This window comes from Ruegeria sp. CDSC085, from assembly GCF_059610465.1.
On sequence record NZ_JBXWNR010000003.1, the window covers coordinates 183,916 to 205,985 of the forward strand.

At 58.7% G+C, this 22,070-nt stretch carries 22 protein-coding genes; 6 read left to right on the forward strand and 16 right to left on the reverse strand.

Features of this window, described 5'->3' with window-relative positions; all coding sequences use genetic code 11:
* Window positions 1-43 precede the first annotated feature (43 nt).
* From tolB to ruvC, 9 genes are all read right to left on the reverse strand, one after another.
* Window positions 44-1,363 (reverse strand): Tol-Pal system beta propeller repeat protein TolB, encoded by a 1,320-nt coding sequence (gene tolB, locus AC2FJB_RS07305; protein WP_299898568.1) that lies wholly within the window; start codon window positions 1,361-1,363, stop codon window positions 44-46.
* Window positions 1,360-2,463: a cell envelope integrity protein TolA gene (gene tolA, locus AC2FJB_RS07310; protein WP_496717745.1), complete on the reverse strand. Its 1,104-nt coding sequence runs from the start codon at window positions 2,461-2,463 to the stop codon at window positions 1,360-1,362. Before tolA ends, tolB begins: the two co-directional genes overlap by 4 nt.
* 9 nt (window positions 2,464-2,472) lie before the next feature.
* Window positions 2,473-2,949, reverse strand: coding sequence for a protein TolR (gene tolR, locus AC2FJB_RS07315; protein ID WP_117869736.1), 477 nt, complete (start codon window positions 2,947-2,949; stop codon window positions 2,473-2,475).
* A 2-nt stretch (window positions 2,950-2,951) separates the two neighbouring features.
* On the reverse strand, window positions 2,952-3,647 hold the full coding sequence (tolQ, locus tag AC2FJB_RS07320) for a protein TolQ (protein WP_117869737.1): 696 nt from the start codon (window positions 3,645-3,647) through the stop codon (window positions 2,952-2,954).
* 109 nt (window positions 3,648-3,756) lie between these two features.
* On the reverse strand, window positions 3,757-4,140 hold the full coding sequence (gene ybgC / locus AC2FJB_RS07325; protein WP_496717746.1) for a tol-pal system-associated acyl-CoA thioesterase: 384 nt from the start codon (window positions 4,138-4,140) through the stop codon (window positions 3,757-3,759).
* Window positions 4,137-4,760, reverse strand: coding sequence for a hypothetical protein (locus AC2FJB_RS07330; protein WP_496684082.1), 624 nt, complete (start codon window positions 4,758-4,760; stop codon window positions 4,137-4,139). The genes ybgC and AC2FJB_RS07330 overlap by 4 nt, the downstream gene beginning before the upstream one ends.
* A gap of 64 nt (window positions 4,761-4,824) precedes the next feature.
* Window positions 4,825-5,844, reverse strand: coding sequence for a Holliday junction branch migration DNA helicase RuvB (gene ruvB / locus AC2FJB_RS07335; protein ID WP_496717747.1), 1,020 nt, complete (start codon window positions 5,842-5,844; stop codon window positions 4,825-4,827).
* 4 nt (window positions 5,845-5,848) lie between these two features.
* Window positions 5,849-6,526, reverse strand: a complete 678-nt coding sequence (gene ruvA / locus AC2FJB_RS07340; protein WP_299898555.1) for a Holliday junction branch migration protein RuvA — start codon at window positions 6,524-6,526, stop codon at window positions 5,849-5,851.
* Window positions 6,523-7,020: a crossover junction endodeoxyribonuclease RuvC gene (gene ruvC, locus AC2FJB_RS07345; protein WP_117869741.1), complete on the reverse strand. Its 498-nt coding sequence runs from the start codon at window positions 7,018-7,020 to the stop codon at window positions 6,523-6,525. Before ruvC ends, ruvA begins: the two co-directional genes overlap by 4 nt.
* A gap of 333 nt (window positions 7,021-7,353) precedes the next feature.
* Here ruvC and AC2FJB_RS07350 point away from each other — a divergent pair, with 333 nt between their 5' ends.
* Window positions 7,354-7,569: a DUF1127 domain-containing protein gene (locus AC2FJB_RS07350; RefSeq protein WP_117869742.1), complete on the forward strand. Its 216-nt coding sequence runs from the start codon at window positions 7,354-7,356 to the stop codon at window positions 7,567-7,569.
* A gap of 102 nt (window positions 7,570-7,671) precedes the next feature.
* Here AC2FJB_RS07350 and AC2FJB_RS07355 read toward each other — a convergent pair whose 3' ends face one another.
* The 4 genes from AC2FJB_RS07355 to AC2FJB_RS07370 form a co-directional block, all read right to left on the reverse strand.
* Window positions 7,672-8,016, reverse strand: coding sequence for a hypothetical protein (locus AC2FJB_RS07355; protein WP_117869743.1), 345 nt, complete (start codon window positions 8,014-8,016; stop codon window positions 7,672-7,674).
* 101 nt (window positions 8,017-8,117) lie between these two features.
* On the reverse strand, window positions 8,118-8,996 hold the full coding sequence (locus AC2FJB_RS07360; RefSeq protein ID WP_496717748.1) for a 50S ribosomal protein L11 methyltransferase: 879 nt from the start codon (window positions 8,994-8,996) through the stop codon (window positions 8,118-8,120).
* Between the two features lie 66 nt (window positions 8,997-9,062).
* Window positions 9,063-10,295, reverse strand: a complete 1,233-nt coding sequence (locus AC2FJB_RS07365; RefSeq protein WP_496717749.1) for an MFS transporter — start codon at window positions 10,293-10,295, stop codon at window positions 9,063-9,065.
* A gap of 79 nt (window positions 10,296-10,374) precedes the next feature.
* Window positions 10,375-12,570, reverse strand: a complete 2,196-nt coding sequence (locus tag AC2FJB_RS07370) for a primosomal protein N' (RefSeq protein ID WP_496717750.1) — start codon at window positions 12,568-12,570, stop codon at window positions 10,375-10,377.
* Window positions 12,571-12,658: 88 nt separating this feature from the next.
* Between AC2FJB_RS07370 and fsa the strand changes: the two genes are divergently transcribed.
* The 4 genes from fsa (at window position 12,659) to AC2FJB_RS07390 (ending at window position 15,899) form a co-directional block, all read left to right on the forward strand.
* On the forward strand, window positions 12,659-13,312 hold the full coding sequence (gene fsa, locus AC2FJB_RS07375) for a fructose-6-phosphate aldolase (protein ID WP_117869747.1): 654 nt from the start codon (window positions 12,659-12,661) through the stop codon (window positions 13,310-13,312).
* 198 nt (window positions 13,313-13,510) lie between these two features.
* Entirely contained in the window at window positions 13,511-14,218 is a 708-nt protein-coding gene (locus AC2FJB_RS07380; protein WP_117869748.1) for a DUF484 family protein, read from the forward strand.
* The gene (locus AC2FJB_RS07385; protein WP_496717751.1) at window positions 14,215-15,135 is read left to right on the forward strand and encodes a tyrosine recombinase XerC; all 921 of its coding nucleotides are present in this window, start codon (window positions 14,215-14,217) and stop codon (window positions 15,133-15,135) included. The genes AC2FJB_RS07380 and AC2FJB_RS07385 overlap by 4 nt, the downstream gene beginning before the upstream one ends.
* 68 nt (window positions 15,136-15,203) lie before the next feature.
* Window positions 15,204-15,899, forward strand: coding sequence for a CDP-alcohol phosphatidyltransferase family protein (locus tag AC2FJB_RS07390; RefSeq protein WP_117869750.1), 696 nt, complete (start codon window positions 15,204-15,206; stop codon window positions 15,897-15,899).
* A gap of 21 nt (window positions 15,900-15,920) precedes the next feature.
* On the opposite strand, the gene AC2FJB_RS07395 is transcribed toward AC2FJB_RS07390, so the two are convergent.
* Complete coding sequence (locus tag AC2FJB_RS07395; protein ID WP_299898545.1) at window positions 15,921-16,388, reverse strand: hypothetical protein; 468 nt, start codon at window positions 16,386-16,388, stop codon at window positions 15,921-15,923.
* A gap of 76 nt (window positions 16,389-16,464) precedes the next feature.
* Complete coding sequence (locus AC2FJB_RS07400; protein ID WP_117869752.1) at window positions 16,465-16,920, reverse strand: methylated-DNA--[protein]-cysteine S-methyltransferase; 456 nt, start codon at window positions 16,918-16,920, stop codon at window positions 16,465-16,467.
* Between the two features lie 133 nt (window positions 16,921-17,053).
* On the opposite strand from AC2FJB_RS07400, the gene AC2FJB_RS07405 reads away from it, so the two are divergent.
* Window positions 17,054-19,012 carry a lipase family protein gene (locus AC2FJB_RS07405; protein ID WP_496717752.1) on the forward strand — a complete coding sequence of 653 codons (1,959 nt, stop codon included), beginning with the start codon at window positions 17,054-17,056 and terminating at the stop codon, window positions 19,010-19,012.
* 42 nt (window positions 19,013-19,054) lie between these two features.
* Here the strand turns inward: AC2FJB_RS07405 and ileS are convergent, their stop codons facing one another.
* Window positions 19,055-21,967, reverse strand: coding sequence for an isoleucine--tRNA ligase (gene ileS / locus AC2FJB_RS07410; protein WP_496717753.1), 2,913 nt, complete (start codon window positions 21,965-21,967; stop codon window positions 19,055-19,057).
* Window positions 21,968-22,070: the final 103 nt, after the last annotated feature.

Sequence of the window (22,070 nt, forward strand, 5' to 3'; positions counted from 1 at the left end):
GCCTGTCTACCACAGGGACGATTCGTTGTGAACTTTGCTGCGATCAATTCTGTAGTGGGCCCCATGACGGATCACTGCCGCCATCCGGTGTACGTACAGGGCGCAGGTTGCGGCCCGAGATATCCACCGAATAAAGCGAGGCCCGGCCACTGGCACCCTGCGTTTCACGGGTGAACATGATGACACGTCCATTGGGCGACCACGTCGGGCCTTCATCCAGGAACGAGGCCGTCAGCAACCGCTCTTCGGACCCGTCCGTGCGCATCACGCCAATGTGGAAACGGCCCTGGTTTTGCTTTGTAAAGGCAATCAGATCGCCACGCGGGGACCAAACCGGCGTGCCATAACGACCTGCGCCAAAACTGATCCGCGTGGCCTCGCCTCCGTTCGCAGGCATCACGTAAAGCTGCGGCGTACCAGAACGGTCGCTTTCAAACACGATCCGGCTGCCGTCGGGCGAATAGCTGGGTGCGGTTTCAATCGCCGGCGTGTTGGTCAGACGGGTGCTTTTCCCCGAGGCCAGATCCATTTTCCACAGATCCGTATTTCCGCCCTGAATTAATGAATACACGATCGATCGACCATCCGGCGAAAAGCGGGGCGAGAAGCTCATGGTTCCGTCCTGCGTCTTCAGTTCCTGCCGTTTGACGCGGCCCACATCCAGAACATAGATGCGCGGGCTGCCGCTTTCATAGCTGGTGTAAAGCAACCGATCGCCGGTAGGCGAAAAGCGCGGCGCCAGCACGATCGCCGCACTGTCGGTCATGTACTGCACATTCGCCCCATCATAGTCCATGATCGCCAGACGTTTCAGGCGCTGGTTCTTCGGCCCGCTTTCCGAAACAAAGGCCACGCGGCTGTCAAAGTAACCGCCCTCGCCCGTAATCCGGCTGTACACCTGATCGGCCACCTTATGGGCCATGCGTCGCCAGCCTTCGGTGGTACCCGCCAGTTGAAGGCCGTTCCCCAGTTCCTGACCCGAAAACACATCCCAGACCCGAAACCGAACCGTGAGGTTCTTGCCCGAAACATTGACCGCCCCCGTGATCAGCGCATCGGCATTGATCGCTTTCCAATCGGCAAACTGAACCGGTGCTTCGAAGCTGCTGACCCTGCTGATGAACGCATCCGAGGAGATTTCGCGAAACAAACCGGTTCCCGTCAGATCAGCCGCCACCACGCGCGAGATGTCCTGTGCAAATTGCGCCGCTGACGGGCCATCGGGGACAAAGTTCGGTACCGCAAAGGGCAATGGTTCGATAATGCCCTGGTCCAACTCCAGTCGCAGGGGACCGTTCTGTGCAAGAACCGGCGCAGACATCAGCGTCAGGCCGACAAAGAGGCTGGTCAGAAGTTTCATCATTTGATCCGCATCCTCTCGGGATTGAATGTAATCTCAACATCCTGCCAATGAGCGTATTTGTCAGCAGGCAAGTCATATCCTCTGGCCCCGCAGCGTAAAATCGCGCGCCGGGCGGCCTGATAGGCCTGATTGGCCGCACCCGCAGACCCGCCAGAACTGTCCAGCATCCGAATGCTGCCATCCACAACTGTACCATCACGGTTCAGCGAAAATGCTACAACGACCACAGTGCTCAGCGCATCCGTAGACAAAGAGCCCACGTTCCAGCATTTGGATACGGCCAATCGCATCGCGTCCTTCTCGCCGCTGGTCAGCGGTGGGCCGGAAGGCTCGGTTCCGCTGCCCAAGGCTTCGGCCAGAGCGTCATTGATTGCGGCCTCATCGGCCTGTGCGTCAGGTTCAGGTACCGCTTCCGGTGTCTGCGCAACAACAGGTTCGGGCGGGGGGCTTGGGCGGTTCGGACGCACCCGCGGTCGCGGTGACGTAAGCGGAGACTGCTCTTTGGTTTCCTCTGCCTCGGTCACGATCTCCGGGGCCGCTTCTTCCGGCGCAGTCTGATCCTGTTGTTCCTGCTGAACCTCGGCGCCTTCGTCCAGAGACACCGGCGGCGTTTCGAAATCATCCGGTTTTGCCTCGGGCGGTGGTGGCGCTATGGCCTCGGGGGCGACACGATCCGACGGGCGCGGCTGCGCCTCGGGCCCCGGGGGCACAGGCTGTGCGACAGGTTCGACCTCGGGCTCTGTCAATGTTGGCGGTTCTTCCGGCACGTCCGGTTCCGGCGGCGCTTCGACGATTACAGGAGCAGGCTCGGGTTCGGGTTCGGCAGGCACGACGGGTTCAGGGCGCGGCTGTTCCTCGACCACAGGTTCTGGCGGCTTGGTCTCAGCCTGTGGTTCGGGCGGCTGTTGCAATGCCGTCGGCACCTCCGGGATCGCAGGCGCATCCCGCTGGGCCGTCATGGCCGCGAATTGTTCAGCGGTAATCACTGACACATCCTGTACGGCCATCGGCAACGGCTCGGATCGGAAGGTGCCGCCGAACAGCGCCGCTCCGATCAGGCTGACATGCGCAATCGCCGAAATCTTGGTGCCGGTATCCACCGTGCGGCCTCACTCTCCACCTTCATCCAGCGTCGGCCCGCCCGTATCGGTCACAAGCCCAACGTTGGAAAACCCGCCTGCGTTCAGCGCACCCATAACCTGCATGACCTGAGCGTAAGGAATTGCGCCATCGGCGCGCAGGAAAACCCGGTCACTACTCCGCTCTGCGGCGATGGCCCGCAGCTTGCCAATCAACTCTTCGCGCAACACGTCAGTTGTCTGAATTTGCACACGTCCATCTGCCGTCAGAGTCACGGTCAACGGTTCTTCATTGTCACTGGGCAAAGCACTGGCAGCGGTCTTGGGCAGATCCACCGGAACACCGACGGTCAGCAATGGCGCGGCCACCATGAAGATGATCAGCAAAACCAGCATGACGTCCACAAACGGGGTCACGTTGATCTCGGCCATGGGTTGCGCGCGACCGCGACGCCGGCCGCGCCTGCGCCCGTTTCCACCCGAAGATTGCTGAACCGCCGCACCCATTGTCAGCTGTCCAACTGGCGCGACAGAATGGTGGCGAATTCATCGGCAAAGGCTTCGTACCCGCCCACGATGCGGTCACAGTCTGCACTGAGCTTGTTGTAAAAAATCACCGCCGGGATCGCCGCCAGAAGGCCCAGCCCCGTCGCCATGAGCGCCTCGGCAATACCTGGGGCCACGACCGCCAGGTTGGTATTCTGCTGCTCTGCGATTTCGATAAAGGCATTCATAATGCCCCAGACGGTACCAAACAGGCCGATGAACGGCGCAGTCGATCCAACCGTGGCCAAAATGGGCAGACCTTTCTGCAAGGTCTCTGCCTCTTTCGCAATGGCCACATCCATGGAACGGTCTATCCGCGCGGTCGCTCCGGCAATCAATCCGCCATCATTTCGGTGCGACCTTCGCCATTCGATCATGCCCGCTGCAAAAATCTTTTCTGAACTGCCATCCGGCTGGGTTCCGATCTGTTCGAACAACTCGTCCAAAGGGTTTCCGGACCAGAAGCTCTCGTCAAATGTCTGCGCCTCGCGACGGGCCGCGCGGTAATTGATCAGCTTCTGGATAATAATACCCCAAGACCAGATAGATGCGCCGATCAGCATCAACATCACCAATTTGACGATAAAGGTCGCGCGGGCATACAGCCCCCACATAGAGAAATCGATCTCCTGCGCCAGCGCCAGCGTTTCAGCTTCCATGAACCTGCTCTTTGTTTTGCCTGACGGCCGTTTGTTTGGCCTTGTTTTGCCAAACGCTAACGCAGTTGGGGCTGAAATGCCAACAGAACCACCCCTGAGACGCAAATTGTTACATCAATGCGCGAATCTCTGCCGGAAGTCGGATCGGCCTGCCGTCCTTGTTGATGCACACAGCTGTGACCGAGGCGCGAAAAATCTCGGTCTCGCCGCGCCGGACCAGCTGCGCCATGGTCAGCCGCACACCCGAGATTTCCGTGACTTCGGTTTCGACGATCAGTTCGTCATCGAACCTGGCAGGCGAAAGGTAATCGGCCTCAACCCGCCGCACGACCCAAACAATGCCCTCTTCCCGCATCGCGTTCTGGTCATTGCCCAGATTGCGCACCCAATCCGAACGCGCACGTTCAATATACCGCAGATAGTTCGCGTGATAGACAACGCCGCCCATGTCGGTGTCTTCATAATATACGCGAACCGAGTAGATGTGTTTCATTGCGGTGGCTCCAACCGGGCAAACAACCTGAGCGCATGAGACGCATCCTGGGCCGCCCCTGGCAGAACCGGATCATAAGCTGACCGGATTAGCGCAGCAATGTCGGGGCGCAGGATCGTCGTTTCACCTGCCACAGCCAGCGGAGATTGCGTTCGAAACGCAGTATCGGACCAAAGCAGAATGGTTTGCACCACCTGGCTCAGCGCCAGCGCTTCCGCCGGCACCTTGGACAACTGCTTGTCCATGCGAAGAAAAACAAAAGCCGCACGGATCGCGCCGTCCTCTTCAAACCGGAAAATGCGGTACTGGTTTGCATCCGCTTCAACCAAGCGCTCGACCAACGGTGCCAGATCGGGAATCAGACGATCAAGATCCGGCACTTCCAGCAGTTCTTGCCAATCCCGGAAGAAGAAGATCATGCAGTTGGCACCAAGCTCGGGGTCGGTTTCGGCCATTTTGTGACCGGCCAGAGTGACAACAGCCTCGAATGCGCCCTTCACAGTGGACAGCGTCTCGTCTTCTACTCCAAACACAATCGGCACGATGGGCCGCCCCCAACGCGCAAACAGAAACTCACCGCTTTCGCGCGTAAACAGTGCCTCAATCTCTTCCGGTGTCACGCCCAGCCCTTCATCTATTCGAAAAACCTCACACGGAGAGGCATAAAATCTCTGGGCGCTGGCATCAACCAAACAGATCGCTCTGCCGCTTGGGCGCAGCTATTCCCAGATGCGTCCAGGCCTTTTGGGCCAACATACGCCCACGCGGTGTTCGCTGGATCAGGCCCTGTTGCAGCAGATAGGGTTCAATCACTTCTTCCAGTGAGTCCCGGCTTTCCGAGAGCGCCGCCGACAGCGTCTCGATCCCAACCGGCCCGCCGGCGTAGTTTTCAGCGATCAGTTTCAGATAGCGCCGGTCCGCGCCATCCAGGCCAAGATTGTCGACGCCCAAACGCGTCAAGGCACCGTCGGCCAATTCGCGCGTAATCCGCCCATCTCCTTCGACTATGGCGAAATCCACCACCCGGCGCAGCAGGCGCCCGGCAATACGTGGTGTCCCGCGCGACCTGCGCGCAATCTCGCGCGCGCCATCATTATCGGCTGGCGCGCCCAGCTTACGCGCGTTGCGGGTGACGATCTCGTGCAACTCGTCAATCGTATAGAACTGAAGTCGCGTCGGAATGCCAAACCGGTCGCGCAAGGGCGTTGTCAGCAGACCCATCCGAGTGGTCGCCCCCACAAGCGTAAAAGGTTGCAGTTCGATCCGAACGGTGCGGGCGGCCGGGCCTTCACCGATCACCAGATCCAGCTCGAAGTCCTCCATTGCCGGATAAAGCACTTCTTCCACCGCCGGGTTCAGTCTGTGAATCTCGTCGATGAACAGCACATCGCGCGTCTCCAGATTGGTCAGGATCGCCGCCAGATCACCCGCCTTGGCCAGAACCGGGCCCGAGGTCATGCGGAAGTTCACCCCTAGCTCGCGTGCCATGATCTGCGCGAGGGTCGTTTTACCCAACCCCGGAGGTCCATGAAACAACGTGTGATCCATCGCCTCGCCCCTTTGGCGCGCAGATTGGATGAAGATGCGGAGGTTGGCGCGCGCCTCAGCCTGACCGATGAATTCGTCCAGCCCCTGCGGGCGCAGCGCGCGGTCGTTGTCCTCGGGCAGGGGCTCCGGGCGCACAGTGGGATCAGCGTCTACCATTCATCTAGCCTTTCGGAGCCAACAAGCGGAGCGCAGCACGGATCAGATCCGCCTCTCCCGCCTCAGGCTGACTGGCCGCCGCCTCGGCCACGGCCGCTGCTGCGTCGGACGGCCCATATCCAAGATTGGCGAGCGCCGACAACGCCCCGGCGGACGCGGCAGACGCGCCAGAAGGCGGCTTCACCGAACGTTTTGGCGCGGACGCGGGTTCACCCGGCTCGACGACTTCAAGCTCTGGCCCATCCATCGCCTCGGTAACCGTGCCGCCCATGGCCATGACACCCGGAGCCTTGTCCTTGAGATCCAAAACAATCCGCTGGGCCGTTTTGGGTCCGACACCTTTGGCCGCCTTGACCGCGCTCCAATCGCCCAATGCGATTGCGCGGCTGACACCGTCCGGCCCAAGTGCGCTGAGGATCGCCAGAGATACCTTCGCTCCGACCCCCTGAACCGAGCACAAAAGGCGGTGCCATTCTTTCTCGATCAATGAGAGGAAACCGTAAAGCTGCATCAGGTCTTCGCGCACGACCATGTCTGTATAGATCGAGACCGCCTCACCCACACCCGGCAACGCAGCCATGGTCCGGTCAGAACAATAGACGAGGTAGCCAACGCCACGCACATCGATCAGCACGTGATCCGCCGCGCGGTAGTCCAAGCGACCTGTCAGTTTACCAATCATGCCCGCACCTCTTTCACACGCGCCTGTTGCGTCTTTCCGTAATAGGCATGGCAGATCGCAATCGCCAGCGCATCTGCCGCATCGGCCCCTTTCGGCAAACAGCCCGGCAATTGCAGTTTGACCATGTGCAGCACCTGCTCTTTCTCGGCATGACCCACACCAACCACGGTCTTTTTGACGCGGTTGGGTGCGTACTCTCCCACCGGCAATCCAGCCTGAGCCAGTGTCAGCAACGCCACCCCCCGCGCCTGACCCAGTTTGAGTGTGCCGGCGCCATCCTTGTTCACAAAAGTCTGTTCGATGGCGGCCTGATCCGGTTGGTAATCGGCGATGACTTCGACAATCTGGTTGTGAAGAGATAACAGCCGCTCACCCAGATCATCTCCATCCGACTTGCACAAACCATTGGCCACATGGCTCAGGCGGCTGCCATTTGATTCGATGACGCCCCATCCCAGGGTCCTAAGCCCCGGATCAATGCCCAGAATTCGCATGTTTTGCCTCGGCCTGCTCGGGTTCTGTGATCTTTTTTCAACGCCTAGCACGAAGCGTGAACATTTTCCAAGCGAATTGACCCATGAGCTGAAAACGACAGACCTGTTCCACAGGCGACTTAACGCGCGATTTGCGACATGAGGATGTCTGAATTCGACACTGTTATGAACGCATTTTAACCAAATATTTAAGGGGATTACAGCTTCGTGAAGCGTTGCAAAAAACGCATAGGACACATGCAAAAACGGAACTTGTGCAGGCGATATGGCGGCACTAAATGCCGGGCAGATCGCAAGACTGCAAAGTGAACACCAACCAGAAGGAAACAGGATATGGCTGCACTGGACACAACCCGCTTCGCCTCCACTGGCTCATTCGGCCTTGCTGGCCGTATCGGCGCATTTTTCGTATCGGCCGTGAACGCCGCCGTCGAATGGAATGACGCCCGCGTTACCCGCAATGCGCTGACTGGTCTGAGCGATCGCGAACTGGAAGACATCGGCCTGTGCCGTGGCGACATCGACGCCATCGCCCAAGGTCGCCGGTAATACCGACCACCACACTCATTCGCCCCTTTCTTTTCCCTAGAGGGCAAACAGAAACACCGCATGCCCCAGGCACGCGGTGTTTTTTCGTCCGAAGACTGATAATCAGTACAAAATCTTGTTGAGCTGAACCGCCAGCGCTTGCGACACCGGGTCGATCTGCATCACCCACGCACCGGCTTTCTCGACCGATGTGCCTTCGTTCAAACTATCGATCCGATATTGGTATCCGGTCGGGCCAAGGCTGGACAAAAGAAACGCTTTGAACGCCAGAACTCCCAGAAGTGTGAGCAACAGTACCCTGGCAGGCACTGCCGAACTTACCCGCTGCGGCTTCATGACGACCAGGCCATCCCTGCGCATCGTCGCGCGATAGCCACGGCTCATCTTTTGATGCTTCTTGTTCAGGCGATTAACGCGCTGAGTGAACTCCAGTTGTTTACCCGTCATGGCAGCCTCCAAAAACCGCCCCCCTCGACTTCAGTCAGGAAACGGTAAAAAGAGATTACGACAAAATCGTGGCAAAATTCCACAAAACTCCTGCAAATAGCCTAGTTTGCGCCCTGTTTCGTTAAGATTAGCGTCGTCCATTCACCAATCTCACCCCTGTGAGTTAGATTGAGTTCATTTTGAGAATAAACAGATACGACGTCATCAGCCTGTTCATTAAGGATTCCCGACAGGATTGCATACCCGCCGGGACGCAGATTCGCTGCGATTTCCGGCGACAGGGCCACCAAGGGACCTTTGAGAATATTCGCAAAGATCAGGTCGTAGGGCGCGTGCGCCTTGAGATCGGGGTGACCGAACCCTGCGGCTTCAACGCATTGCACTGCACCTGCCATGCCGTTTGCTTTCAGATTGGCTTCGGCCACGTCCACGGCCACTTCATCGATGTCGCTGGCAATGATGTCGCCGTCAAACACCCGGGCTGCGGCCATGGCCAGAACGGCGGTGCCGCAACCGATATCCGCCACTTTTGTTGCTGCAAAGCCTTCGTCCAGCAGCCTGTCAAAAGCCTTAAGGCAGCCCAACGTCGTACCATGGTGGCCGGTGCCAAAGGCCATCGCGGCCTCGATCAGTAGCGGAATACGGCCTTCGGGCAGCTTATCGGCATCATGGCTGCCATAGACAAAGAAACGGCCCGCCTCGACTGGCGCCAGTTCGCGTCGCACATGTGCAACCCAGTCGGTTTCCGGCAGTTCTGAAACAACAAACGGTTTGGCGCCGAACGCGGCGGCCAGAACCGCCAATGCAGTCTCGTCCGGGGCTTCGGTGAAGTATCCGCCGACCTCCCACAGGCCAGAGTCGTCTTCGACTTCGAACACACCAACGCCCGTTGGCTCCGGCTCCAGACGTTCCATCGCCTCGCCCAGACCTTCGGCGGCTTTCTTACCTGTCAGCGTGGTCAGTGCGGTGAATGTGGGCATTGGGGGCTCCTGTCTCGATTAACACCGCGCCTAGGACGCCGCGCCGTGAAGGTCAAGCGCTGAGGCCTATTCCGCGGGGGCGGGGGCGTACTTGGTCAGGATGGTTTCGTTGCCCGGCTCGGGATGACGCGGTATCAACAGGGACAGCAGTAGTGAACCGATGGCCATAGCCGTGGCCAGGCCGAACACGGCCCCCGGCGACACCACCCAAAGCAGGCCAAGCAAAGCGGGCAAAAACACCGCCGCAATATGATTGATTGTGAAGGCCACTGCAGCGGTCGGCGCGATGTCAGCAGGGTCGGCGATTTTCTGGAAATAGGTTTTCAATGCCAAAGCCAGCGCAAACAGCACATGGTCGATCACGTACAGGGTCGCCGCCAACAGCACCCCCCAGCCGAACCAATAGATGCCACCATAAGCAGCGAACACGATAGCCAGACCGGTATATTCAAAGATCAGCGTGCGCCGCTCTCCAAACTTTGCCACCGCCTTTCCAAGCAATGGGGCGGCCATCATGTTGATCATCAGGTTGATCAGATACAGGCTGGTCAGTTCATGCACTTGAAATCCGAACTTCTCGACCATCATGAACCCGGCAAAGACGACAAATATCTGCCGCCGTGCACCGGCCATGAATTGCAGCGCATAATACAGCCAGTAGCGTTTACGCAGGATCAGCTTCTTGGTCTGTGGTGTGGGTGCATCGAATTGCGGATAGGCAAACAGGCAGAACAGTGCCAGCAAAGCTGTAACACCGCCCGCAGCCATAAAGACAATGTTGTACGACAGATCAAAACGATCCCAGGTCAGTACGATCAGCCCGTACACAACCATGGTCGCCGCCGACCCCATCGCCACCAGCCATCCCAGAATTTGCGGCGCGCGGTCCTTGGGCAACCATTGCAACTGAAGTGACTGGTTGACAGTCTCGTAGTAATGGAACCCGATCGAACTGAACAAGGTCACAAACAGCAACCCGCCTAGACTAGGGAACCAAGCAGTCACAGCCGTTGCGACACCAAGCATCATCAACGAGATCATCGCCAGCACCTGCTCGCGGATGAAAATGATGACGGCAATCACGCCAACCGCCAGAAAACCCGGAATCTCGCGCACCGTATGCAACAGACCGATATCAGCCCCGTCAAAGTTTGCCGCCTCAATGACGAAATTGTTCAGCAGCGCGCTCCATGCGTTGAACGCAATGGGCATGGTCAGCGCCATCATGAACAAGAGCGTGATGGGGCGGCGCCAGAACGGCAGGCTCTGGGCCTCGGAAAGCGGCATGGGATTCAGCATGAGGGTCCTCTACGCCCATTTCACTGCTTTGGCGAGAGGGAAGCCGCGCGCACACAGTCACTCTGCGCAAATGCAGATGTCAGTAAAAGCTCTGCGGATCGATATCGACTGTCAGACGGATGTCACCCTTCAGGCGCAAAGGCGCGATCCAGCGGGAAATGGCATCCTGGATCGGCGCGCCCTTGGGGGCTTTCACCAACAGACGCACTCTGTGGCGGCCACGTATACGAGCGATGGGTGCTGGCGCAGGGCCAAATACCTGCCCACCGATCTGCGTCAAAGGTGTATCGTTGCGCGCCAATGCATTGCCGATATCGAAAACCGGTCCAACCTCGGGCCCCGACAACACGATCCCGGCCATGCGACCATAAGGCGGCACTCCTGCCGCCTGCCGACCTGCCGCCTCGGCTTTCCAGAAACCTTCCTCATCACCCGAAAGGATGGCCCGGATCACCGGGTGTTCCGGTTGAAACGTCTGCAACAACGCCTGACCCGGCTTGTCCGCACGCCCCGCGCGCCCGGCTACTTGCCGCATCAATTGAAACGTACGCTCAGCCGCGCGGAGGTCCGCGCCGTGCAATGACAGATCAGCGTCAATCACGCCGACCAGAGTGAGTTTGGGGAAGTTATGCCCTTTGGCCACCAATTGAGTGCCGATGATAATATCGGCATCCCCTGCAGCAATCTCTTCAATCTTGGCCTTCAAAGCCCGCGCCGAGCCGAACAGATCAGAGCTCAGCATCGCGATGTTGGCGTCTGGGAACGTCGCCTCGGCTTCTTCAGCCAACCGCTCAATGCCCGGCCCGACCGGGGCCAGCTTGCCTTCCACGCCGCAGGAGGGGCAGGCTTCGGGCATCGGCTTGGTTTCACCGCATTGGTGGCACATCAGCCGCTTGAGAAACCGATGTTCGACCATGCGCGCGTCGCAATGGTCACAGGCAATCTGCTCACCGCAGGCCCGGCACAACGTTACCGGCGCATAGCCACGGCGGTTTATGAACAGAAGCGATTGCTCGCCTCTTTCGATCCGCTGCTGCACCGCTTGCCGCAAAGACGGAGAAACCCACGTTCCGGGCGTCATCTGTTCGGCCCGCATGTCGATGGGCTTCATCTCGGGCAAAACTGCTTCTCCGAAGCGCGAGGTCAGATCGAGCCGTTCGTATTTGCCGGCCTCGGCATTGGCCCAGCTTTCCAGCGAAGGCGTCGCACTGGCCAGAATCACCCGGGCGCCACAGATCGCCGAGCGCAGAACTGCCATGTCACGGGCGCTGTAATGCACGCCGTCTTCCTGTTTGTAGGACGTGTCGTGTTCTTCGTCGACGACCACCAGCCCCAGATCGCGGAATGGCAGAAACAGCGCCGACCGGGCGCCCACAACCAGTTGCGCATTCCCCTGTCCGACCATCCGCCAGACCCGACGCCGTTCCGTCATCGTCGCGCCAGAGTGCCATTCCGCCGGGCGCGCACCAAATCGCGCCTCAACCCGGGTCAGAAATTCTGCGGTCAGGGCAATCTCGGGAAGCAGAACCAATGCCTGCCGCCCCATGCGCAGCGCTTCGGCCACGGCCTCCAAATAGACCTCGGTCTTACCGGAACCGGTAACGCCTTTCAGCAGCGTGGTGCCGTAATCGCCTGTCTGCTGCCCGGCCTGAAGCCGCTTGACCGCCGCCGCCTGATCCTCTGTCAGGTCTTTACCGGGCAGGTCCGGATCAAGATGCGGATAAGGCAGGTCGCGCGGGCTGTCCTCTTCGCGCACGGCGCCTTGTTTGACCAACCCCTTGACAACAGATGACGTTACGCCCGCCTGTTCGGCGAGTTCCTTCAAGGTAAAGGCCAGCCCGCCATAATCCCGCAACACCTCCAGAACCCGGTTCCGGGCATCGGTCATTCGGTCAGGTTCAGCATTGCCCAGCCGGTAGACCTTGCGCATAGACGGCGGATCACCCAGGCCCGGCGCCCGCGTAGCAAGACGCAGCATCGCAGGCATTGGCGTCAGAGTGTAATCGGCAACCCTCTCCAGAAACACCCGCATCTCTTCGCGCATTGGTGCAACTTCGAGAACCCGGATCACCGACCGCGCCTTGCTCAGATCAAAACCGCCCTGCCCCGGCCCCCAGACCACCCCCAGCACCTTGCGCGGACCCAAAGGAACTTCGACAAACGCACCCAGAAAGCACCCTCCCTCGGGCGCTTTGTAATCCAGCGTCCGGTCCAGCGGCTGCGTTGTCAGCACCGCAACCAGCTCTCCTTGGTCGAAAAATCCGTTAGCGCTCACGGCATGTCCTTCGCAGGGGGTTCCAGCATGGGTCTCTTTGAGGTAAAGCCATCCGCGACCAAGGCCAACCCATCAAAGGACTGCCCTCATGAAATTCTTCGTAGACACAGCCGAAATCGACGCCATCGCCGAACTGAACGATCTGGGCATGGTGGACGGCGTAACCACCAACCCCTCACTGATCCTGAAATCGGGTCGCGACATTCTGGAAGTAACCAAGGAGATTTGTGAACTGGTCGACGGCCCGGTATCGGCAGAGGTTGTCGCTACCGAAGCTGATGACATGATCGCCGAAGGCCGCAAGCTGGCCAAGATCGCGCCGAATATCGCCGTAAAGGTTCCGCTGACATGGGCGGGCCTGAAAACATGCAAAACGCTCAGCGACGAAGGCCAGATGGTCAACGTGACGCTCTGTTTTTCTACCAATCAGGCAATTCTGGCCGCCAAAGCGGGCGCAACCTTCATCTCACCTTTCATCGGCCGCCTGGACGACATCAACCTCGACGGTATGGATCTGATCGCAGACATCCGCCAAGTCTATGACAACTACGGGTTCGAGACCGAAATCCTTGCCGCATCGATCCGTACCGTCAACCACGTGACCGACAGCGCCCGCATCGGGGCCGACGTGATCACCGCACCGCCCGCCGTGATCAAGAAACTGGCCGACCATCCGTTGACGGACAAAGGTCTGGAAACCTTCCTGGCGGACTGGGCCAAAACCGGCCAGAAGATCCTCTGATCCCAGGCGCGACCGCGCGATGCCGAACGGCGCCGCGCCCGGCCCACAGGCCAAATGTCTTATCTGTGATCGGGCGTGGCAGGCGGGAGCTCCCTCGCCACAGCACGCAAGGAAATCCATCCCTGCGTGCATTTTTCCCAAGGCAAACCCCGTCCGGCATGTTATAAGCCGCGACAACAAAAAAAGACCGGACGGGATATGAGCAGTAACCCCAAACTCGAGGACAACCTCCGCGCAGCGATACTGGCCGAGCCGGACGTCGTGCTGGACGACAAGGACCTGATGCAGGCACTTGTTGCAGCCAACGAGCAGGCACGCGGCGACAACGTGATCGACCTGCGCGGCATTGCCATGCAACGGCTCGAGGCCCGGCTGGATCGGCTGGAAGACACTCATCGCTCGGTCATTGCAGCAGCTTATGAAAACCTCGCGGGCACCAATCAGGTACACCGCGCCATTCTGCGCCTGCTGGAACCGGTCGAGTTTGAAGGTTTCCTCCGCGCGCTGGGCGCTGACGTCGCAGACATCCTGCGCGTCGATAGCGTTACGCTGGTTCTGGAAACCACCGTGGTTCAGAACGATCCTGCGATTGACACGCTGGGTGGCGTCCTGACGATCGCGGAGCCCGGTTTCATCGACCGATATCTGACCATTGATCGCGGTGGCCCCGCACGGGACGTAATCTTGCGGGAAATCCATCAGCCAAGCCGCCGTATATTCGGGTCTCAGGCTGGCCAGCTCCGCTCTGAGGCCTGCCTGAAACTCGACCTTGGGCCAGGCCGCCTTCCAGGCATGATCGTCATGGCAGCCCGGGACCCGCGACATTTCACGCCACAGCTGGGCACTGATCTTCTGGCCTTTTTTGCCGGCGTATTCGAACGCTCGATGCGTCACTGGCTGTCGTGAGCCTGATCTCACCCGCGTGCCGCGACGCGCTGCAGCACTGGCTGGACAGTCTGGGCGCGCTGGCCGCGAGATCCGAGAACACGCAAAACGCCTATCGCGGTGATGTCACCGAATTTCTGTCGTTCATGACACTGCATCACTCTGAACGACAGGGGCTGAAAGCGATTGAACGGATCACGGTATCGGACATGCGCGCCTGGATGGCGGATCAGCGCAGCGCAGACGTAAGCGCACGATCGTTGGCGCGCAAACTGTCTGCGGTCAAGAGCTTCTATCGTTGGCTGGCAGAGCGTGAGGAGTTCGAACCCACAGCCGTTCTGTCCACCCGCGCGCCAAAATTCACCAAAAAACTGCCCCGTCCACTGGCCGAAGACGCCGCGCGAACCATGATCGATACTGTGGAACTGCAATCCACATCCGACTGGGTCGCCGCTCGTGATGTCGCTGTCGTCACGCTGCTCTATGGCTGCGGCCTGCGCATATCCGAGGCGCTATCGCTGACCGGAGCGGACGCACCGTTGCCTGCGACACTGCGCATCATCGGGAAAGGCGACAAGGAGCGGATCGTTCCGGTTCTTCCTGCCGCCCGCGACGCGGTAGACCGGTACTTGCAGCTGTGTCCACACGCAAAAACACATGACGCGGCCCTGTTTCGGGGCGTTCGTGGCGGGCCACTGAACCCGCGTGCGATCCAGGGGGTCATGGCCAAAGCCCGTATGCAATTGGGATTGCCCTCTACTGCAACACCCCACGCTATGCGGCACAGCTTTGCGACCCACCTGCTTTCAGCCGGTGGCGACCTGCGCGCCATTCAGGAGTTGCTGGGCCACGCTTCTTTGTCGACGACGCAAACCTATACGGCAGTAGACACTGCGCGGTTGATGGAAGTCTACAACCGCGCGCACCCAAAAGCCTGACTTACACATCACTCGAAAACCCGGGCTTTTGGTTTGCATCTCAGACGCGCATCGGTCATGACGCTTGCATGACACTCAGATTCAAAGCTCTTTCCGTTCATCTCTTCACTGCAACAGGCGCTGTTTTTGCCATGCTGGCCATGCTGGCTGCCGTCGAAGAGAAATGGAGCCTTATGTATCTTTGGCTGGTCGTGTCTTTCATTGTAGACGGTATCGATGGTCCGTTGGCACGACACTATCACGTCAAGCACAATGCGCCCGAGTTCGATGGCGTTCTGCTGGATCTGATCATTGACTACCTGACATATGTGTTCATCCCGGCCTTTGCCCTGTTCAAGTCGGGGCTGATGGACGGCTGGACCGGATGGTTCGCGATCATCGTGATAACCTTTGCCAGTGCGATGTATTTCGCGGATACACGCATGAAGACCAAGGACAATTCCTTTTCCGGCTTTCCCGGGTGCTGGAACATGTTCGTCATCGTGATCTTCGCGCTAGAGCCGAGTTTCTGGGTCATCCTGCTGCTGGTCACGCTGCTGTCGCTGGCCATGTTCCTGCCACTAAAGTTCGTCCATCCCGTACGCACCGAGCGCTGGCGCAGCCTGACCTTGCCGATGGCACTGGCATGGACGTTTTTCGCGGGTTGGGCCGCCTGGGTCGATTTTCACCCCGAAAGCTGGGCCCATTGGGGGCTGGTAATCACCAGCCTGTACCTGACCTTTGCAGGCATCGCCCAACAGATCATTCCGCAGCGCCACGTCTGAGGCAGCGCTGCCTGAGCCGTTTTACAGAACTTCCTGCACCTCGAATTCGGTGCTGTTATGGGTAAAGACGTCGCCCTCTTGCAGGCCGGCCATAGCCAGATAAATCGGGCTTTGAGTTGAAATGCCCATATAGGTCTTACCGTCCACCTCGAACCGCGTCGTCGAGACACAAACGACAAATCTGCGATTGTTGAACTTGATCACAGCACCCGGTTTGACCGTGTCGGTCAGACTGAAATCGGTATTTTCGATGACATCAATCTTGGCATGATGCGCGTGGACCGGGGCGTCAAAGGCAGCCGCCAGATCGGCGTTCTCACGCGATGCGGCAATGTCATCTTTGTCGTGACCTTCCCGGTCGTCCAATTGAGCATCTTTCAAAAACGCGTCGTAATGCGCCTGCGCTGTTGCAAGCTCTTGCGCTTCGAGCGACATCAACCGGTCTACAATGGCCTTCTTGCTGGCTGCACGGTCTTGTTCAGTGGTCATGCAATGCGGTCCTTCAAATTCTGCACCAATTACAAGTTGTGCCTGCAGAAAGCGGATTGCAACCGAATTTCGATGCTCAGATCAAAAGGCCTGCCGCTCGCTCATGTCGCAAGAGGGCAACTTTTGTCTCAATACCACCGTCGCCCGAAAAGCCGCCCAGGCCATTGGCGGCCAGAACCCGGTGGCAAGGAATAATCACAGGGATCGGATTTGCACCGCATGCCTGGCCAACCGGCTGGGCGGGCTGCCCCAATGCCTTTGCTATATCGCCATAGGTGCGCGTTTCTCCTAGCGGAATGGCATACATGATGTGACAGACCTGCTTTTGAAACTCTGATCCGTCAATGCGATATGGCAGATCGAAGCGGTCAAGTCGCCCTTCATCATAGGCCCCCAGCTGGGCGGCGGCTTCGCGCAGCAACGCGGTCGGTTCGCCTTTGTCCCTGCCGTTCCAGACAAGCCGCGTAAGGGCCCCGTCTGTTTCTTCAACACCAAGTCGTCCGAAACGGGTTTCAACGGAAATCATCGCCATGGATCGACGGTTTCAGATCAAACCGCCAAGCGCAAGCGCAGGGGCGTGCAAAACCGCGCAACGCATCACTTTTGGGCAATGGCACCATTCATGATACGCTTCTGTCGTTACTTAAAGAGATTTGGAGAACGCAATGGGTCGTCATTTGATCCTCACGGTACATGGAATCGGTGAACAAAAACCCGGTGAAACCGTCGATCAGGTGGTCGGTGCCGCAACAACTTGGCTGGATGGAAAACCCAGACCCCCGATCGAAGTCGAACGCGGAATGATCGAACTGGCCGAATCCACCTTCGACGGAAACCCGAGAAATGCAGAGTTGTTCGAAGTCAATCTGCGCACAGTGACCGACCCGGCTGTCCCACAGGACAAGGCCATGTTTGCAGAAGTTTATTGGGCCGATCGGTCTCCGGCCCCGAAAGGAGCCATCAAAACTGTAATGGATCTGATTTGGGTCATTCTGGCTCTGGGTTATTTGGCGATGGACAACGCCGAGCAGACCCATAGCCGCAAAGGCGTTGCCCCGGACCAGCCCAATGGCCGGAACACACTGGCAGCGCAACTGGTTCACCTTTTCACTTGGATCTTCTTCGGTGCGGTTGCGACGCTGAACGTCTATTTGTTGATCGGTGCCGCAGCGGTCATGACCGATCGGATACCTGTCTCGTTTTCCCAGAACCCTGCCCTGTTATTCTTGCTGCTGTTTGGGCTTTACGCCGGTGGGACCGTTGTTGGGCTGGGGCAAAGCCGGGCAGCGCCGACCTATCTCAGGCGGGTCTTCTGGCGCGGAATGCTCGGAATGGGGGCAGTACTGACTCTCTGTCTGATCTTGGGGCCGCTGGGTCTGGAATTTTGGGCCTGCGTTCCTTCTGACACGGTAAGCTGCCCACCGGCTCTGGAGCAATTCGTGGCTTTTCAGGTTTTTCTGCTGTCCCTCTTCTGGGCTGTACTTATCTTCCTGACGATCATTCTTTACGCGCTGTCTCTGGCAAAGCTTCAGATCAATGATACGCTAACAGAGCACAGGCGGCTTTACCCCAGCATATGCGCAGGCATGCTTGTTTTCTGGATGTTTTTCATTTCCGGTCTTTGGTTGACCATTGAGCAATTGCTGGAGACCGTTTCGTGGTTGTCCGGAGGTCAACTGCAACGTCTTTTTGAAAGCAATTTGAACGAGTCCATCGAAACACTCAGCGTGGCTTTCGTGGCCATCGTCCTTCTGGGCTTCGTTGGGGTCGGGCTTTTTGCGGGCCGGAAGACGTACAAAGCCAACCTTCACACCCGCAATGGCCTGATCAGCCGGGCGATTGTGAATCGGCTGGCGCAGTGGGTCTTTTTGTTTGGCACAATCGTGCTGGTTCTGGTTACGATCCGCGAGATCGCGGCCAACCAAAATTTTGAAGCCGCATGCAACGTTGGCATAATGGATACCAACCTGATCAGTTGGGCTCTGGACAGGTTGGCTTGTTCGCAGGGCGAGATCGGCCTGATCGTGCTTGGTGCAACTGCGTTGATGTATCGATTCTCTGATTTTGTTTCCGCCGGATTGGGCGTGGCACGAGATATCGTTACCTACGCCATTCGCGACAAGTGCTATCTGGGAAAAGACCTGGAAACGCGGCAACGCAACTACCCGGATCGCAAGGCGATAGACGAACGTTTCTATCGCACGTTGTACTATGTTCTCGATATCTTTCCAGCAGATCACGTTACGGTGATATCCCATTCACAGGGCACCGTGATTGCCACACAGATGCTTACCGACCCACGTGTCCAAAAGCGTGTTGGCGGCCGACCTCTGACTCTCGTTACAATGGGTTCCCCGGTCACGCATATCTATCAGCGCTATTTTCCCGAAATGTTCACCCTTGCGGCCAGTCATCTGAACGCCGCGTGGTTCAACATCTTCCGGCAGGACGATTTTGTTGGAACGGAAATCGAGGGGGGGCTGATTTTTGCGAACCGGAACATCCCGGTCGATCCCGGAGGGCATACCGGTTACTTCACAGATTACCAGGTTTGGAATGCGCTGACGGACCCTGCCATTGGCTTTGACCTGTTCAATCCTGTCCCGCAGGCAGTGCAGACATAGGCAGGAAAGCCCCCCCGAGTGAACCCGAGGGGGCGATTTGACTTATCCAAGCGCTTCGTCACAGCGCCCGCAAACACCCGCGTGGGTGTGACGGCCCACATCAGGCAGGATTTTCCAGCAGCGCTGACATTTCTCGCCTTCTGCTTTTTCGCATACGACGGCAACGCCTTCGATTTCCGGCACACGGAACGCCTCGGCCGGGGCAGGATCGCCGGTCACCGTCAGACCCGAGGTGATGCACATGTCGTCCACGTCGAACGTGGCCAGCAGATCGCGGGTGTCACCATCCTCGACATGCACAATCGGTGCCGCTTCGAGGCTGGAACCGATCACTTTGTCCTGACGCTGGATTTCCAGCGCGGCGGTTACGGCCCGACGCACACGACGAACCTTAGCCATGTTGGCCTCAAGCTCAGCGTCGCGCCAATCGACGGGTGTATCCGGGAAGTCCACCAGATGGACCGAACTGTCGGCGCCCGGGAACCGCTCCAGCCAGACCTCTTCCATGGTGAAGACCAGAACGGGGGCCAGCCATGTGGTCAGGCGATGGAACAGAATGTCCAGCACGCTGCGGGCAGAACGACGCCGCAGGTTGTCACCATCGCAATAAAGCGCATCCTTGCGGACGTCGAAGTAGAACGAAGACAGGTCTACGGTCGCGAAAGTGAACACTGCGCTGAACACGCCCTGGAAATCGAAGGACGCATAGCCCTTGCGCACCTGCTCATCCAAATCCGCCAGACGGCTGAGAACCCAGCGCTCCAGGCGCGGCATGTCTGCGGGATCAACCCGATCCGCCTCGGTGAAATCGGCCAATGATCCCAGCATGAACCGCATGGTATTGCGCAGGCGGCGATAGCTGTCGGCGGTGCCTTTCAGGATTTCCGGCCCGATCCGCTGGTCGGCGGTATAATCGGTCTGTGCCACCCACAGGCGCAGGATATCGGCGCCATATTGCTTGATGACCTCTTCCGGCACGATGGTGTTGCCCAGCGATTTGGACATCTTGTTGCCCTTGGCATCCAGCGTGAAACCGTGAGTCACCACGTTCCGGTATGGTGCGCGGCCCTTGGTGCCGCAAGCCTGCAGCATGGACGAATGGAACCAGCCGCGGTGCTGGTCGGTGCCCTCCATGTAGACATCTGCAATGCCATCCTCGGTTCCGTCCTCGCGATCGCGCAGAACGAACGCGTGAGTCGAACCCGAGTCGAACCACACATCCAGCACGTCAAAGACCTGATCGTAGTCGTCAGGATTGACGATGCCGTCGAGGATCTTTTCCTTGAAGCCTTCGGTATACCAGACGTCTGCGCCGTCCTTTTCGAACGCCGCCTTGATGCGGGCGTTCAGTTCTTCATTGCGCAGCAGGTAATCCGCATCGGTGGGCAGAGCACCTTTCTTGGTGAAACAGGTCAGCGGTACACCCCAGGCGCGCTGGCGCGACAGAACCCAGTCCGGGCGGGCTTCGATCATAGAATACAGGCGGTTGCGGCCCGTCTGCGGGGTCCATTTCACCAGCTCGTCGATGGACCGCAGGGCGCGTTCGCGGATGGTATCCCCCATCTCGCCCATACCGTCGTTCAGCTTGCGGTCAACGGATGCAAACCACTGCGGCGTGTTGCGATAGATGATCGGAGCTTTCGAACGCCACGAATGCGGATAGCTGTGCTTGATCTTGCCACGCGCCAGCAGCCCGCCAACCTCGACCAGCTTGTCGATAACGGCCTTGTTCGCATCGCCCTCACCGCCTTTGCGGGACAGGATGTATTTGCCGCCAAAGAAAGGCAGATCGGCACGGAACGAGCCGTCGTCCATCACGTTGTAGGTTATGACCTGCTCGAGCATCCCCAGATCGCGGTAGAGTTCAAATTCCTCCATACCGTGCGAGGGCGCACAGTGTACGAAACCGGTGCCTTCGGTATCGGTCACGAAGTCAGCGGCGCGGAAATCGCGGATGTCGTCCCATTCGCCGTTGCCGCCTTCGGCCCCGGCCAACGGGTGAAGCAACTGAACGCTCTCCAATTCGTCAGCGGTCACGTCGCGCACACGGGTCCACTGATCGTCGTTTAGACGGGCACGGCCCAATACATCGGCGGCCAAGTTGTCGGCCAACAGGAACCTGTCGCCCACTTTTGCCCAACATTCCTCGGGCGTGTCGATAACTTCGTACAGACCGTAGGAGATGTCTTTGCCATAGACGACGGCCTTGTTCGACGGCATGGTCCACGGCGTCGTCGTCCAGATCACCACATAGGCATCATCCAGATCGCCAGCGTTGACGACCTTGAACTTCACCCAGATGGTAAAGCTTTCCTTGTCGTGATACTCGACCTCGGCCTCGGCCAGCGCAGTCTTTTCGATGGGCGACCACATGACAGGCTTCGATCCCTGATACAGCGTGCCGTTCATCAGGAACTTCATGAATTCGTCTGCGATCACGGCTTCGGCGTGATAGTCCATGGTGATATAAGGAACGGGCCAGTTGCCAGTGATGCCCAGACGCTTGAACTCTTCGCGCTGGATGTCGATCCAGCCCTCGGCGAATTTGCGGCATTCCTGACGGAAGTCGACGATGTTCACCTCATCCTTGTTCTTGCCCTTCTTGCGGTATTGTTCCTCGATCTTCCATTCGATCGGCAGGCCGTGGCAGTCCCAACCGGGGACATATCGCGCGTCAAAGCCCATCATCTGGTGGGAGCGCACGATCATGTCCTTGATGGTCTTGTTCAACGCGTGGCCGATATGCAGATGGCCATTCGCATAGGGGGGGCCATCGTGCAGCGTAAAGGGCGTGCGGCCCTGTTTCTCGCGCAGGCGGTCGTAGACGCCGATGGTCTCCCACCGCTCCAGCCATGCGGGTTCGCGCTTGGGCAAGCCAGCGCGCATGGGGAAATCAGTTTTGGGCAGGTTCAGCGTGTCTTTGTAATCAGGTGTTTGGATCGTGTCGGCGCACATTGGGGGCGTCCTTTGGATGATCTGGTCGTACTAGGATCGAAGCGGTCGGTGCGAAGTCTCAAACACCTTTGCCCGGCGTCTCGCGATATCAGAGCGCCGGGGA

What these genes read in the sequence shown, in the direction of transcription:
- AC2FJB_RS07390 (WP_117869750.1), top strand. Translation starts at nt 15,204, where the DNA reads ATGACACTCAGATTCAAAGCTCTTTCCGTTCATCTCTTCACTGCAACA.
- fsa (WP_117869747.1), top strand. Translation starts at nt 12,659, where the DNA reads ATGAAATTCTTCGTAGACACAGCCGAAATCGACGCCATCGCCGAACTG.
- ileS (WP_496717753.1), bottom strand. Translation starts at nt 21,967, where the DNA reads ATGTGCGCCGACACGATCCAAACACCTGATTACAAAGACACGCTGAAC.
- ruvB (WP_496717747.1), bottom strand. Translation starts at nt 5,844, where the DNA reads ATGGTAGACGCTGATCCCACTGTGCGCCCGGAGCCCCTGCCCGAGGAC.
- tolQ (WP_117869737.1), bottom strand. Translation starts at nt 3,647, where the DNA reads ATGGAAGCTGAAACGCTGGCGCTGGCGCAGGAGATCGATTTCTCTATG.
- AC2FJB_RS07380 (WP_117869748.1), top strand. Translation starts at nt 13,511, where the DNA reads ATGAGCAGTAACCCCAAACTCGAGGACAACCTCCGCGCAGCGATACTG.
- ruvC (WP_117869741.1), bottom strand. Translation starts at nt 7,020, where the DNA reads ATGCGAATTCTGGGCATTGATCCGGGGCTTAGGACCCTGGGATGGGGC.
- AC2FJB_RS07400 (WP_117869752.1), bottom strand. Translation starts at nt 16,920, where the DNA reads ATGGCGATGATTTCCGTTGAAACCCGTTTCGGACGACTTGGTGTTGAA.
- ybgC (WP_496717746.1), bottom strand. Translation starts at nt 4,140, where the DNA reads ATGAAACACATCTACTCGGTTCGCGTATATTATGAAGACACCGACATG.
- AC2FJB_RS07360 (WP_496717748.1), bottom strand. Translation starts at nt 8,996, where the DNA reads ATGCCCACATTCACCGCACTGACCACGCTGACAGGTAAGAAAGCCGCC.
- ruvA (WP_299898555.1), bottom strand. Translation starts at nt 6,526, where the DNA reads ATGATTGGTAAACTGACAGGTCGCTTGGACTACCGCGCGGCGGATCAC.
- tolB (WP_299898568.1), bottom strand. Translation starts at nt 1,363, where the DNA reads ATGATGAAACTTCTGACCAGCCTCTTTGTCGGCCTGACGCTGATGTCT.
- tolR (WP_117869736.1), bottom strand. Translation starts at nt 2,949, where the DNA reads ATGGGTGCGGCGGTTCAGCAATCTTCGGGTGGAAACGGGCGCAGGCGC.
- AC2FJB_RS07365 (WP_496717749.1), bottom strand. Translation starts at nt 10,295, where the DNA reads ATGCTGAATCCCATGCCGCTTTCCGAGGCCCAGAGCCTGCCGTTCTGG.
- AC2FJB_RS07395 (WP_299898545.1), bottom strand. Translation starts at nt 16,388, where the DNA reads ATGACCACTGAACAAGACCGTGCAGCCAGCAAGAAGGCCATTGTAGAC.
- AC2FJB_RS07355 (WP_117869743.1), bottom strand. Translation starts at nt 8,016, where the DNA reads ATGACGGGTAAACAACTGGAGTTCACTCAGCGCGTTAATCGCCTGAAC.
- AC2FJB_RS07405 (WP_496717752.1), top strand. Translation starts at nt 17,054, where the DNA reads ATGGGTCGTCATTTGATCCTCACGGTACATGGAATCGGTGAACAAAAA.
- AC2FJB_RS07350 (WP_117869742.1), top strand. Translation starts at nt 7,354, where the DNA reads ATGGCTGCACTGGACACAACCCGCTTCGCCTCCACTGGCTCATTCGGC.